The following is a 12,658-nucleotide window of genomic DNA, read 5'->3' on the forward strand; positions in this document are numbered from 1 at the left end:
ATGAGTCAAGCATTTAGTCAAATAGGAACATTTACGCCTGATAACCTCATTGCTGGTAATCAAGTACCGTTACTTACAAAAGCTATTGAACTAGAAATAGGAACTGGAACGCTTAAAAGAGGTTCACTAATATCCATAGCAGGAAAACTTGCTAATTCTACAACAACTGGGGTAGAGCCGGACACAACTACAACTTATGATATTGTGGAGGGTATTCTAACAGATGATGTTACATTAAGTAGTTCAAGTAAGACAAATGCCACTGTATACATCAGTGGTGAATTTAATTCCACATATATGACAACAGGTGTGGATACAACAGTGTCAGACTTTGAAAGAGAATTAAGAATGCTTGGAATATATGTGAAATAGGGAGGAATAGAAAATGCCAAACACAATTAATCTTTATGAAACAACCACTATGTTAGAGGCTATTAAGCTGGTTAAGGAGCCGTTATCTTTTATTAGGGATACCTTTTTTCCTAATATCCAACCTTTCCCAACTGAAAAGGTATTAGTTGATATTGTTAAAGGTGGAGAAAAGATGGCACCATTCGTAGCTCCACGTATTAATGGTACAATTGACGAAAGACAAGGGTACAGTACTAATGAATTGACAACACCTAGAATTGCGCCTAAAAGAATTTTAACAGGTGAAGATTTAGCAAAGCGTCAACCTGGAGACAATATTTACACTGTAAAATCTCCAGAACAAATAGCTGCACAAATTTTAATGCAGGATCTAATCGATTTGGATAAACAAATCATTCGTTCAGAAGAATGGTTTTCAACAAAGGTAATGTTAGGTGAAGGTTTCGATATTGATCTAGTAGATGAAAAAGGAAACAAAGCAGGAACTTTCAACGTAAACTATGGTTTTTCAAACAAAGTGTCTTTACAAACTGGTGAAAAATGGTCAGAGGAAATAGCTAACCCTATAGAAAATGTAGAGGACTGGATAGAAGATAAAATTATTACAAAATCTAATGGAACACCTAATGTAGTCATTATGGACCCGGAGGCAGCTAAAGCTTTCATGGCTAATCCAGCAGTAAAAGAGATTATAAGCTTAAGAGCTCAAGCAGGCTATAGGCAGGAACCAACTTATAAGGGGAAAGGGGTTACTTTCATAGGTGTATTTACAAAATTCAATTTAGAGTTTTATGCCTATTCATGTCTTATTAAGACTGGTGAAACTGCAGCACAATTATTACCTAGCGGAACCGTTATTGTAGCAGAAACAGGCCAAGGAGTTATGGCTTATGGTGCAGTAACACAAAAAGAAAAAGGAACATGGATGAAATATATGGAGAAACGTGTTCCAAAATATGTTGTAAGTGATGAAACAGAAACAGATACAATAAAGTTAACATCAAGACCATTACCTTATCAGAAAGATGTAGACTCATATGTAGTGGCCTCTGTGCTTTAAAGAGGTAGCTTATGAATTTTAAGGAATCACTTCAAGAAGACTTAGATACTTTTTTAAATGTAGATGAGTTTGCAGAGATTCGTAATATAGATGGTGCAGATATTCCTATTCAAATTGACAATGATTTATTAAAAGAACGTCAAGCCAAGTTTGCTGAAGGTACTTACTTGGGAGATGTTCTTTTTTTAGTTAAAAAATCTGACTTTGGAGATCCACCAGCCAGAGAACAGATTATAAAGTTAGATAACGAACCCATGAGAGTTACTGATTTTCAAGAAAATATGGGCATATATACAATAACATTGGAGGCAATTATGTCATGATTGGCTCAGCGATAACTATTAATGCAACTAAGGTAAAAGAGGTAGAAAAGGAACTAGGACAATATAAAACAAAGGCACCTCTAGCTTTATCAAGAGCTCTCAATAGAGCGGCTGCTAATGCTAAAACAAATGCATCTAAGAAAGCTAGAGAAAAATACAATATAAAAGCTAGAGATGTAAATTCAACTATAAAAATAGCCAAGGCTAGCAAAGGAAGTCTGAGGGCAGTTGTGAAGTCAACTGGTGAAAGGCTTCCTCTTATCAAATTTAAGGTAAGTCCCCCGAATCCAAGGCCTAAAAAACCACCTAAGGTATTGAGGGTAGCAGTTAAGAAAGGTGGACTAAAGGAATTAGTTGGAGGATTTGTTGCAAGTATAAATGGTAATAAAGTGTTTAGGAGAACTTTGAAAAGTAGGTTACCAATAGAACAACTATTTGGACCTGCAGTACCTCAAATGTTAGGCAATGTTAGTGTTAAGGAATTTATAGAGGGTGAAGCAGCGAAAGTATTTGATAAGAGACTAGATCATGAGATTCAAAGGATTATGGGAGGGAATAAGTAATGACTCCTACTATATTACAAGACAGTTTAATTGATGATTTAAAGGAACAACTAAGCTGTTTTTTACTTAAAAATATAAAAGGTGAGCAGGTAAACTTGAATATTTACTCACAAAATTTACCTGCAAAAAAGGGGCAGAAAGACACGGATCACTTTCCGTACTTGATAGTTAGAGTTATGGATGGAGATTTAGAAGAAAAGCAGGATGGAGACTTGGATGATATTTGTAAAATTGCTTTTGTTATAGGTGTATATGATGATGAAAGCAACTATCAAGGATATAAAGATGTCATGAATATTATAACTAAAATGAAACAGAGGTTAATATCTAAGAAATTCTATAATAATCAGTTTGAATTGAGTTATCCTTTGAAGTGGTTGATTCATGATGAAGATAACTACCCTTATTATTTTGGTGGCATTGAAACCAGTTGGAAGATGCCACAAATTATTTTACAAGATGTGGAGGGATTAATTTGAGTGAAGAAAATACTCAGGAAACTAAGGTAGAAGAAATTGAAACGGTGAATGTTGAACAGGAAGAAAGCAAGATTGAAGAAACTAGGGAAACAGAGAAAATCAATACTTTAATATACTGTGGCCCAAGTTTACCTAATGGAGTACTGCAGCAATATTCTATGTTTAAAAATGGGCTACCTGAATATTTAAATGATCAGTTTAAAGCTTGCCCTGCTATAAAAGAATTATTTGTTTCTACAACAAAACTCAATGCTACAAGGCAAAATATGGAGATACAGGGGACAAGAGAAAATACCTTGCTAAAAAAAATAATGGAATATACAAGGGGGTAATTAAATGTCATACCAACATGGTGTATATATACAAGAGAATGCAACACCGGTAACACCACCAATAACTGCAGATTGTGGAATACAGGTTGCAGTAGGTACTGCGCCAGTTAACCTTGCAAGTGATCCAGAAGGTGCAGTAAATAAACCTATACTTTGTTATAGTCTTGGTGAAGCTGTTGGAGGTGTAGGATATTGTGAAGATTTTAAAAATTATACTTTATGCCAATCAATAGATGCAACTTTCAATATATTTAATGTTGCACCAATAATATTAATAAATGTGCTTGATCCTACAGTTCATAAATCAGTAGTTGATCCTCAAGTGTTAAGTATAGTAAATGGAGTTGTTAATGTTAATGTATTTGGCGTTATGCTGGACAATACATTTATTGTTAAAGATAGTACTGGGACGACTGCCTATGTTAAAGATACTGATTACTCTGTTGCATTTGATAAAAATGGGTATCCAGTAATTACGGTGCTTAAGTCAGGAGCAATACCAACTGGAGCAACACAACTCCAAGTCACTTGTAATAAAATAGACCCAAGCAAAGTTACAAAAGATGATATTATAGGAGGCTATGACGTATCCACAAACTTATATTCAGGATTAGAACTTATAAATCAAGTATATCCTAAGTTGGGTATAGTACCAGGAACATTAATTGCGCCTGGGTGGAGTCATGATCCTGAAGTTGCTGCAGTTATGAATGCAAAAATAGAGGGTATTAATGGGTCCTTTAATGGTGAAACAGTAGTTGATGTAGATACCACTGCATGTAAAAAGTATACTGATGTACCATCATGGAAGAGTCTTAATGGTTATACAGGCAAGAGGCAATTTTCAATGTGGCCTAAAATTAAAGTTGGAAGCAAACAATATTACTATAGTGCAATATTTGCAGCACTTATTCAGTATACAGATGCTAATAGTAAAGGCGTACCTTATAGGTCACCTTCAAATAAATTAATGGCTATATCAGGTACAGTGCTTGAGGATGGTACAGAAGTATTTTTAGACCAATTACAAGCTAATTTTCTTAATGGTAATGGTATAGTAACAGCAATAAATATAAACGGATGGAGATCCTGGGGAAATAATACATCAATTTATCCAGCATCTTCAGACCCAAAAGATAGATTTATACCTATAAGAAGGATTTTCGACTGGTGGGGAAATACTTTTATACTGACATATTTTCAAAAAGTAGATGATCCGACTAACTATAGGTTAATTGAATCAGTCGTAGATAGTGAAAATATAAGAGGTAATGGATTTCAAGCAGCAGGTCAAATTGCTGGTGCAAAAATTGAATTTAGATCAAAAGATAATCCGTTAACAGATATCTTAAATGGTAAAATTCAATTCATACAAAAAATAGCTGCATTCCCACCGGCAGAAAATATCATTAATGTACTGGAATTTGATCCTAGTACACTACAAGCATCATTAGGAGGTGGTAATTAATGAGTGTTAATGCAATACCTGAAAAAGTAGTTAACTACAATGTTTACTTAGATAACGATAAGCTTATTGGTATAAAAGCTGATGTTACACTACCAAAACTTGAACAAATGACAGAAACAATATCTGGAGCTGGAATAGCTGGTGAATACGAAAGTGCAGTGCCAGGGCATTTTGGAAAAATTGAAACTGATGTTACATTTAATGCAGTGACAGAGGATGCTGCCAAACTGTTAACACCTGGCGCTAAATTTCTTGTTTTTAGAGCAGCACAACAAAGTTATGATGTTGCTGGTGGTCAAATGAATTTTAGAGCATTAAAAATATCAATGAAGGTATTGAGTAAAGGTGTTGATTTAGGTAAGTTAAGTCCAGGTAAAGCTACAGAAACAAAAAATACATTTGAAGTAGTATATATTAAAGTTGAGGAAAATGGAAAGACTCTTCTAGAGCTTGACAAACTCAACTTTATTTTTATTGTAAATGGAACTGATGTATTAGCAGATATAAGAAATCTAATATAAACTTGGAGGTATATGAAAATGGATGAGAAAACAGTAAATACAACAAATACAGAGGCAACAAGAGAGGTTACTAATGATCTTTTAATTAAGTTTAATAAACCATATGTTTTTGAAGGACAATCTTATACAGAAATAGACCTTTCTAGCATAGAAAACATATCTACAAAAGACTTAGTAGCAGTAGATAAATTATTTTATCAAACAGGTAATATTGCACCTTCTAGTGAAATGTCTCTAGCTTATGCTTGTATAGTAGCAAGTAAGGCAGCAGGAAAACCATTAGAATTTTTTAATCAACTACCAGCTAAAGAAGGTATAAAGGTTAAAACTGCGGTAGTAAGTTTTTTATACAATTAGGTATTAAACCAGGAGACGGGCAGGTGTTCAAAAGAGCAGCTGTTCGTTTAGGTTTAAATACCTTTACTTCAATAGAGTTTTTCCTAAAATTAAGCATAATTGAACTTTGTGAAATAGCTTCTGAAATAGAGGAGGCGAACAAAGGTAATGGCAAGTAAAACATATGAAATAGCCTTTCAACTCGGGGCAAGATTGTTATCAAGTTTTGGAAGTACTTTTAATGCTGCAACCAATAATATTAAAGCTTTAGAAGTACAAAGCAAAGCGGCTAACAAAGGTTTTTTAGGATTAGGCGAAGGGGCAACAAAAGTATTTAAGGCAGCTACTGGTGCGGCTGCCGGAATTGGTTTTGCAGAGGTTATAAAACAATCCGTAGAACTAGCCTCAAGTCTTACTGAAGTTCAAAACGTAGTGGATACTACATTTGGTAGTGGTGCTACACAAATAAATGCATGGAGTAAAACAGCGCTTAATGCTTATGGGTTATCGGAACTTCAAGCGAAACAGTTTACAGGAACACTCGGAGCTCTAATGAAATCTAGTGGTATAAGTTCAGATAAATTAGTAGACATGAGTGAGAAGTTATCTGGATTATCAGGTGACTTTGCTTCGTTTTATAACTTACCGATTGAAGAAGCTTTTGAGAAAATCCGTTCTGGAATTTCGGGTGAAACTGAACCTCTTAAAGCCTTGGGCGTGAATATGTCTGTAGCAAATCTTGAAGCGTATGCTCTAAGTCAAGGAATAACTAAAAGCTGGAATAAGATGTCTCAAAGTGAACAAACTTTGTTGAGATATAATTATTTATTGAATGCTAGCAAAGATGCCCAGGGAGACTTCAATAAGACACAGAATTCCTTTGCAAATCAACTAAGAATAGCAAAAACAAACCTGGCTCAAATGGGGGCTACACTAGGTACAAAAGTATTACCATTTTTAAATCAATTATTAATATATTTTAATAGTGGCAGCATAGGTAAAATTGGGGCTATATTTAGTGTTGGATTTGATAAAGCTATATCAGTTATAAGTTCATTAAAACCTAACTTAGATGGATTATGGAATAGTATAGTTAGGCTTACACATGTAAGTGGACTTGATAAAATTTGGAGTTCATTAAGCTCTACAGAAGGTATTAACTCAATACAAATAGCACTAAAAGGAATAATAGATGGATTTACTGAAGTTGTTAATTTTGTTACTGAACATATCGATTTAATAACTGCATCTATACTATCGATAGGATCAGCACTAGCTACAATAAAAATTACAGGTTTTATTAAAGATTTAAAATCACTTGGCGCAATAGCAAAAGTCACTACTATATCTAAAGATGTAGGATTTGCTTTTACTGCAGTACGTACGGGAGCTGCAACTTTTGGAGAAGCAATGACATTTTTAATTGGTCCTGTAGGAATTGCAGTAGTAGTTATTGCGGGATTAGTTGCAGCAGGATATTTATTGTATAAGAATTGGGACAAAATAAGTAAATTTATTAGTAATAATTGGTCTTGGTTAAAGAATCAAGCAGTATCTATTTTTACTGGCATAGGTAGTTGGATAAGTAACAATGTAACTTATCTTAAAAATACTATATCAAATGTCTGGAATAGCATAAAAACTCAAACTGCAAGTATATGGAATGGGATAACATCAACAATTTCAAAGGCATGGACTAGTATAGTAAAATCTATATCAAGTGTATGGAAAATAATAAGTACTGCTGTTTCAAATGGATGGAAAGCAGTTATTAAGGCTATAACATCAAGTGCGTTATTTAAGATAGTATCAGCAATATTTAAGGGTATTTTAGCAATTGTAATAATAGCAGTATATAATTTGTACACTAGAGTAGTTACAGGGTGGACTAGAATATTTACTGCTGTTGGTAATGTATTATCGAAAATATGGCAAGTAATAACAAGAATATGGAATAGTATCTATACAGCTATAGCTGGAGTAGTAGGTAGAGTATGGAGTTTTATAGTTTCAGTATGGAGTACAATATATTCTACTGTTTCAAGTATAATGGCCAGAGTATGGAGCTCAATAGTTACAATATGGAATAGCATTTATAATTCTGTTAGTGCAGTTTTAGCTACAATATGGAATGTCATAGTAAGGATATGGAATACTATATATGCATCAGTATCATCCGTTTTAACTTCAATATGGACCTTTATAGTTTCAGTATGGAATAATGTTTATAGCACTGTATCAAGTATTATAACTACAATATGGAATACTATAGTCAATGGATTCAATAGTGCAGCATCTGGTGTTACGTCTATATTCCAAAACATGTATACTTCTATAGTCAATATATTTAGCGGAATTTGGAGTGCTATAAAATCAATTATAAATGGTGGCATAGGCATGCTAAATGGCTTTATTGGCGGCGTAAATAATATGATAGAAAAAGCTAATAAAGTACCAGGAGTAAACATAGGAACAGTAGGATCAATTCCACAACTTGCAAATGGTGGTTATATAAAGCATAGACCTGGTGGAATTCTAGCAAATATAGGTGAGGGTTCAGAGGATGAGATAGTTTCTCCAGTATCAAAATTGAAGAATATAATTAAAGGTGCTAGTAGTTCAATTGTGCAACAACCTACTATAAGTTATAATCCACAAATTATTATTCAAGGTAATGCTTCAAAAGATGACGTTGTAGAAGCTCTTGCTATTAGTCAGGCTGAATTTAATAGAATGGCAGAAAACTTTTTTAAGAGTAAACAAAGGTTATCCTTTAGTAATCAATAGGTGGTGATAAGATGGATACCTATACAACAGTTTTGGGAGATACATGGGATATGATAGCATTTAAAATATGGGGAAATGAAAAATATGCTAGAGAGCTTATAGAGGTAAATCTAGCATATGTTGCAATAATCATGTTTTCGGATGGCATTATCTTAAATATACCAGAGATAGCTACTACAACAGATGATTCATCATTACCACCTTGGAAAAGAGGTACTACAAATGCAAGCACGTAGAGCGAATATATCTATAAATTATATGGGAGTAGACATAACAAAAGATATTCAACCGGATTTATTAAATTTCAAATACACAGACAATGCTTCAGATAATGCAGATGATATTGAGATAGAGTTAAAAGATGAACAGGTTAAATGGTTAAATGATTGGTTTCCACAAAAAGGAGATAACATAAAGGCCAGTATAGATACTGTAAATTGGAATAAAGATGGTGATACCGGAAGTCTCTACTGTGGCTCATTCATAGTTGATGAACCAGAATACTCAGGAAGACCTAGAAAACTTACTATAAAAGCTATATCAATGCCAAGCAATACTAATTTTACTTCAACAAAAAAAAGTAGAGCCTGGGAAAATATCAAGCTTAGTGCTATAGCAAAAAATATTGCTGACAGTGCTGGGCTTGAACTGTTTTTTGATGCACCTTCAGATCCTAGTTATAGTAGAAAAGATCAGTCTGAAACCTCAGATATGAGTTTCTTATCTGAGGTATGTAAAAAAGAAGGTTTTGGCTTTAAGGTAACAGATAGCAAAATAGTAATTTATGATGAGGCTAAATATGAACAGCAGCCAAGCATAATGAAACTTAGTGAATCAAGTACTTTGGTTAATAGTTATGGTTTTAAAACAACGTTAACAAATTCAGATTATGCTGGGTGTAGAGTAAAGTATAGAAATGCTAAAAAAGGTACAATAATTGAGTATTTATATTCAATTAAGGACTTAGAGGACTCAGATAAAATATATGAAGTTAACAAAGTAGTAGGGTCTCTTGAGGAGGCAATGAGATTAGCTCAGAAAAAACTTAGAGAAGTTAATAAAAAAGGATGTATAGCCAACTTAAATGTTGTAGGAAACTTAAAACTTGTAGGTGCAATATGTGTAGATTTGGTTGACTTTGGAGCTTTTAGTGGTAAATATTTTATTGATAAAGCTATCCATAATATTCCTAAGTATACCGTTGACTTAGAAATGCATAAAGTACTGGAGGGATATTAATGATTGCAGATGGAGTTATTCTAAATCTAATACGTGTTGGGAAAATCAGCACTCTAAATAAAACACAGGGTACTTTAAGAGCTTTATTTGATGATAAAGATAATCTTATAAGTGATGAGTTACCCATAATGGCAAATGTTGATTTAAACACATTAAATATTGGGGATCAAGTAGTTTGTATATTTTTACCTAATGGTATAGAAAGCGGATTTTGCATTGGGAAGTTCTATTCAGAGATTAATCCTCCAGGAGGTTCAGCATGATAGGATATTTTGGTGATATTGTTTTTGAAACTTCAGATAAAAAAATTTTAACTTTCACAAGTTTTAAACATGATTCGGCTGGGCGCTGGGAAAAACATAATGTTATAGGGACAAAACCTATAAGCGAATTTGTAGGACCTGATCTTGATACAATTACTTTTACTATAAATCTTAATGGTAGTTATGGGGTGAAACCTAGAGATGAAATGGAAAAGTGGATTGGGCTAGTTAACAGTGGAATTGTAGATGTACTGGTTATCGGTACTAAAGCCCTTGGACAGGATAAGTGGTCAGTCAAAGGTGTGAGCGAAGCATGGGATGTTATATTTAATAAAGGAGAGCTTTTTAGTGGGAAGATAGATGTTACTTTAGAAGAATATATTGAAAGTATTAATATTGTTACAGAAACAAAAAAATCTTCAGCTGATTTAGATACTTTAAGCGAGTCTATAAAAGCACTACAATACGATTTAAACGGTGAATACAATGCAAAAATAGCACAGACTGGTGTAGCAGATAAAGATACACTAGCGGCTTTGAATGGGATAACAAGTATTATAGTAAAAGGCCATAAGTCCCTTGTTATACTTTGGATTCAAGAAAAGCTAGTAAACTATGGATATCTAAAACAGGGAGCCTATACTGACAAGGTTTATGATGAAGCAACATTCCAGGCAGTAACTAACATGCAAAAGAACTGGGGCAGACCTACTGATGGGGTTTTAAGGTTAGATACCTGGAGTATATTTTTAAATAATTAGGGTGATTTAAATGATTAATTTAGATAATGTTATTATAATAGGCACTAAATCTAGCGAGATAGTTGAAAATGTAAAAAATATAATTACAACACCGCAAGGCACAGTTCCATTTGACCGAAATTTTGGTATAGATCCAAGTATTTTAGATGAACCTATTAATTTAGTTCCAGGAAAACTATTAGTTGAGCTAGTAAAAAAAGTTCAATTATATGAGCCAAGGGTTAAGGTAAAAGAAATTACTTTTACCTTAGATGCAAATAATAATTTAATACCGAAAGTGAGGGTTGAATAATGGATTTAAAGAACCTTCCTGATGTTGAATTTGCATATAAGGATATTGATAGTATTTTAAATGACTTGATAGCCGGATATGAGCAGGCATATTATGCTGAGAAAGGCGAGCAAATAACACTTTATCCAGGTGACAAAATAAGAATATTTCTTTATAGTCAAGCATTAAGAGAATTTCAACTAAGACAGCTAATAGACTTTTCTGCAAAACAAAATTTACTTAAATATGCTGTTGGAGACTATTTAGTTAATTTAGGAGCATTCCATGATGTTGAGAAATCAGAATCTAAATATGCAACAGTAACCGAAAAATTTAACTTAAGTGCAGCTCAAAGTGTAATTCAGATCATACCAAAAGGTACCAGAGTAGGTCCGGGTACTGGACTATACTTTGCAACAACAGAAGATATAGATGTCCCTATAGGTGCTACAGATATTAATATTACAATGCAGTGCACAACTTCAGGAACTGCAGGTAATAATTTTACACCTGGTCAAATAAATGTGCTTATGGACCCTCTTCCTTGGATATCAAGTGTTACTAATGTAACTACAAGTTCAGGAGGAACAGATTCTGAGGATGATGATACCTTCAGAGAGATAATAAGACAAGCACCAGAGGGATATAGTGTAGCAGGACCATCTGCAGCCTATGAATACTTTGCAAAAAAATACAACTCATCGATAAGTAATGTAAAAGTATCTACTAGTAGTGATGCTGTTGTTAACATAATAGTTTTATTAGAAAATGGTGAAATTCCAACACAAACTTTTCTAGATGGGTTAAATGATTATTTGTCAGATAAAAGCAGAAGGCCTTTAACAGATAAAGTACAAGTTGCTGCACCTACAGTAGTCAATTATGATATCAATTTAACTTATTATATTCTAAGAGATAACTCAGCATCAGCCTCAACAATTCAATCAAATGTAAATCAAGCAATAGAGGATTATAAGACATGGCAAAAAAGTAAAATCAAACGAGATATCAATCCGTCTGAACTTATTGCTAGAATTATTAAAGCTGGAGCTAAGAGAGTTGAAGTTATAAGCCCTACCTACACTGCATTGAGTGACACTGAGGTAGCGGCAGCGTTAACCACAACAGTAACATATGGAGGGCTTGAAGATGATTAATATATATGAGGCTAGTCTCTTAGATTTGCTACCACCTAATTTAAGACAAGATCCTGATATGATAGCTGCATCTAAAGCAATTGATGGCGATTTTCTACTAGCTGTTAACGAGGTTAAAAATTGTATACTCTTACCTAATGTTGATAGTCTTGATGGTGATATTTTGGATCTCCTTGCTTGGCAAATGCATGTTGACTTTTATGATCAATCGCTACCTGTCGATAAAAAGAGAGCTTTGGTAAAAAACTCCTTAAGATGGCACAAACAAAAAGGAACACCAGCAGCTGTAGAAGGAGTAGTATCTGCGGCATTTGATGATAGTAGTATACAAGAGTGGTTTGAATATAATGGAGAACCTTATAGATTCAAAATAACAACAACAGATAGGATACCAAGTACTAATAAATTAGCAAGCTTAATTACTGCAATTAAATCAGTTAAAAATGCAAGATCAATATTAGAAAGCATAACAATACAACGAGGTAATAATTTAAATAATTACTCTGCTAGTGTTATTCGCTCAGGTAGGAATCAAGCATTAGACACTGATTTATCATTAAGAAAGCAGAATATGCTTAACAACTATTATTCAGGTGTTATTCAAAGTAATAGCAGTAAAACTATCAATACTACCTTAATAAATAACACAAACAAATTAAGCTCTTATGTAAGTGGCATAGTTCGAATATGCAAAACCATAACTATTACAACTCAGGAGGTGTAGAA

18 protein-coding genes are annotated in these 12,658 nt (G+C 33.6%); all 18 read left to right on the plus strand.

Going from position 1 to position 12,658, the window contains the following annotated elements; all coding sequences use genetic code 11:
• From CLMAG_RS28515 to CLMAG_RS28595, 18 genes are read left to right on the plus strand one after another with little or no spacing between them, the layout of a single operon-like run.
• On the plus strand, positions 1 to 372 hold the full coding sequence (locus CLMAG_RS28515; RefSeq protein WP_066630730.1) for a hypothetical protein: 372 nt from the start codon (positions 1 to 3) through the stop codon (positions 370 to 372).
• Positions 373 to 385: 13 nt separating this feature from the next.
• Positions 386 to 1,432, plus strand: coding sequence for a major capsid protein (locus CLMAG_RS28520; RefSeq protein WP_066630732.1), 1,047 nt, complete (start codon positions 386 to 388; stop codon positions 1,430 to 1,432).
• 11 nt (positions 1,433 to 1,443) lie between these two features.
• Positions 1,444 to 1,755, plus strand: coding sequence for a hypothetical protein (locus CLMAG_RS28525; RefSeq protein ID WP_066630734.1), 312 nt, complete (start codon positions 1,444 to 1,446; stop codon positions 1,753 to 1,755).
• The gene (locus CLMAG_RS28530; RefSeq protein WP_066630736.1) at positions 1,752 to 2,318 is read left to right on the plus strand and encodes a phage tail protein; all 567 of its coding nucleotides are present in this window, start codon (positions 1,752 to 1,754) and stop codon (positions 2,316 to 2,318) included. Before CLMAG_RS28525 ends, CLMAG_RS28530 begins: the two co-directional genes overlap by 4 nt.
• Positions 2,318 to 2,797 (plus strand): hypothetical protein, encoded by a 480-nt coding sequence (locus tag CLMAG_RS28535; protein WP_066630742.1) that lies wholly within the window; start codon positions 2,318 to 2,320, stop codon positions 2,795 to 2,797. The genes CLMAG_RS28530 and CLMAG_RS28535 overlap by 1 nt, the downstream gene beginning before the upstream one ends.
• Positions 2,794 to 3,129: a hypothetical protein gene (locus CLMAG_RS28540; RefSeq protein WP_066630746.1), complete on the plus strand. Its 336-nt coding sequence runs from the start codon at positions 2,794 to 2,796 to the stop codon at positions 3,127 to 3,129. Before CLMAG_RS28535 ends, CLMAG_RS28540 begins: the two co-directional genes overlap by 4 nt.
• A 4-nt stretch (positions 3,130 to 3,133) precedes the next feature.
• Positions 3,134 to 4,597 carry a phage tail sheath family protein gene (locus tag CLMAG_RS28545; RefSeq protein ID WP_066630748.1) on the plus strand — a complete coding sequence of 488 codons (1,464 nt, stop codon included), beginning with the start codon at positions 3,134 to 3,136 and terminating at the stop codon, positions 4,595 to 4,597.
• On the plus strand, positions 4,597 to 5,118 hold the full coding sequence (locus CLMAG_RS28550) for a phage major tail tube protein (protein WP_066630749.1): 522 nt from the start codon (positions 4,597 to 4,599) through the stop codon (positions 5,116 to 5,118). The genes CLMAG_RS28545 and CLMAG_RS28550 overlap by 1 nt, the downstream gene beginning before the upstream one ends.
• A gap of 18 nt (positions 5,119 to 5,136) precedes the next feature.
• On the plus strand, positions 5,137 to 5,475 hold the full coding sequence (locus CLMAG_RS28555) for a phage tail assembly protein (RefSeq protein ID WP_066630750.1): 339 nt from the start codon (positions 5,137 to 5,139) through the stop codon (positions 5,473 to 5,475).
• Between the two features lie 23 nt (positions 5,476 to 5,498).
• Positions 5,499 to 5,633 carry a hypothetical protein gene (locus CLMAG_RS34560; protein WP_278331914.1) on the plus strand — a complete coding sequence of 45 codons (135 nt, stop codon included), beginning with the start codon at positions 5,499 to 5,501 and terminating at the stop codon, positions 5,631 to 5,633.
• Positions 5,623 to 8,241 carry a phage tail family protein gene (locus CLMAG_RS28560; protein WP_066630751.1) on the plus strand — a complete coding sequence of 873 codons (2,619 nt, stop codon included), beginning with the start codon at positions 5,623 to 5,625 and terminating at the stop codon, positions 8,239 to 8,241. Before CLMAG_RS34560 ends, CLMAG_RS28560 begins: the two co-directional genes overlap by 11 nt.
• A gap of 11 nt (positions 8,242 to 8,252) precedes the next feature.
• Positions 8,253 to 8,477, plus strand: coding sequence for a tail protein X (locus tag CLMAG_RS28565; RefSeq protein ID WP_066630752.1), 225 nt, complete (start codon positions 8,253 to 8,255; stop codon positions 8,475 to 8,477).
• Complete coding sequence (locus tag CLMAG_RS28570) at positions 8,464 to 9,480, plus strand: phage late control D family protein (protein ID WP_066630755.1); 1,017 nt, start codon at positions 8,464 to 8,466, stop codon at positions 9,478 to 9,480. The genes CLMAG_RS28565 and CLMAG_RS28570 overlap by 14 nt, the downstream gene beginning before the upstream one ends.
• Complete coding sequence (locus CLMAG_RS28575; RefSeq protein WP_066630757.1) at positions 9,480 to 9,743, plus strand: hypothetical protein; 264 nt, start codon at positions 9,480 to 9,482, stop codon at positions 9,741 to 9,743. Before CLMAG_RS28570 ends, CLMAG_RS28575 begins: the two co-directional genes overlap by 1 nt.
• Complete coding sequence (locus CLMAG_RS34015) at positions 9,740 to 10,504, plus strand: phage tail protein (RefSeq protein ID WP_066630759.1); 765 nt, start codon at positions 9,740 to 9,742, stop codon at positions 10,502 to 10,504. Before CLMAG_RS28575 ends, CLMAG_RS34015 begins: the two co-directional genes overlap by 4 nt.
• Positions 10,505 to 10,514: 10 nt before the next feature.
• Positions 10,515 to 10,796, plus strand: coding sequence for a hypothetical protein (locus CLMAG_RS28585; RefSeq protein ID WP_066630761.1), 282 nt, complete (start codon positions 10,515 to 10,517; stop codon positions 10,794 to 10,796).
• Positions 10,796 to 11,932, plus strand: a complete 1,137-nt coding sequence (locus tag CLMAG_RS28590; RefSeq protein ID WP_066630765.1) for a baseplate assembly protein — start codon at positions 10,796 to 10,798, stop codon at positions 11,930 to 11,932. Before CLMAG_RS28585 ends, CLMAG_RS28590 begins: the two co-directional genes overlap by 1 nt.
• Positions 11,925 to 12,656 (plus strand): phage tail protein I, encoded by a 732-nt coding sequence (locus tag CLMAG_RS28595; RefSeq protein ID WP_066630767.1) that lies wholly within the window; start codon positions 11,925 to 11,927, stop codon positions 12,654 to 12,656. The genes CLMAG_RS28590 and CLMAG_RS28595 overlap by 8 nt, the downstream gene beginning before the upstream one ends.
• Positions 12,657 to 12,658 lie beyond the last annotated feature (2 nt).

Source organism: Clostridium magnum DSM 2767 (assembly GCF_001623875.1).
Lineage (GTDB): Bacteria > Bacillota > Clostridia > Clostridiales > Clostridiaceae > Clostridium_AM > Clostridium_AM magnum.

Coding starts and splice junctions, on each gene's coding strand:
- CLMAG_RS28575 (WP_066630757.1), top strand. CDS start 9,480: ATGATTGCAGATGGAGTTATTCTAAATCTAATACGTGTTGGGAAAATC.
- CLMAG_RS28550 (WP_066630749.1), top strand. CDS start 4,597: ATGAGTGTTAATGCAATACCTGAAAAAGTAGTTAACTACAATGTTTAC.
- CLMAG_RS28565 (WP_066630752.1), top strand. CDS start 8,253: ATGGATACCTATACAACAGTTTTGGGAGATACATGGGATATGATAGCA.
- CLMAG_RS28525 (WP_066630734.1), top strand. CDS start 1,444: ATGAATTTTAAGGAATCACTTCAAGAAGACTTAGATACTTTTTTAAAT.
- CLMAG_RS28555 (WP_066630750.1), top strand. CDS start 5,137: ATGGATGAGAAAACAGTAAATACAACAAATACAGAGGCAACAAGAGAG.
- CLMAG_RS28560 (WP_066630751.1), top strand. CDS start 5,623: ATGGCAAGTAAAACATATGAAATAGCCTTTCAACTCGGGGCAAGATTG.
- CLMAG_RS28545 (WP_066630748.1), top strand. CDS start 3,134: ATGTCATACCAACATGGTGTATATATACAAGAGAATGCAACACCGGTA.
- CLMAG_RS28530 (WP_066630736.1), top strand. CDS start 1,752: ATGATTGGCTCAGCGATAACTATTAATGCAACTAAGGTAAAAGAGGTA.
- CLMAG_RS28590 (WP_066630765.1), top strand. CDS start 10,796: ATGGATTTAAAGAACCTTCCTGATGTTGAATTTGCATATAAGGATATT.
- CLMAG_RS28515 (WP_066630730.1), top strand. CDS start 1: ATGAGTCAAGCATTTAGTCAAATAGGAACATTTACGCCTGATAACCTC.
- CLMAG_RS28595 (WP_066630767.1), top strand. CDS start 11,925: ATGATTAATATATATGAGGCTAGTCTCTTAGATTTGCTACCACCTAAT.
- CLMAG_RS28535 (WP_066630742.1), top strand. CDS start 2,318: ATGACTCCTACTATATTACAAGACAGTTTAATTGATGATTTAAAGGAA.
- CLMAG_RS28585 (WP_066630761.1), top strand. CDS start 10,515: ATGATTAATTTAGATAATGTTATTATAATAGGCACTAAATCTAGCGAG.
- CLMAG_RS28520 (WP_066630732.1), top strand. CDS start 386: ATGCCAAACACAATTAATCTTTATGAAACAACCACTATGTTAGAGGCT.
- CLMAG_RS28570 (WP_066630755.1), top strand. CDS start 8,464: ATGCAAGCACGTAGAGCGAATATATCTATAAATTATATGGGAGTAGAC.
- CLMAG_RS34015 (WP_066630759.1), top strand. CDS start 9,740: ATGATAGGATATTTTGGTGATATTGTTTTTGAAACTTCAGATAAAAAA.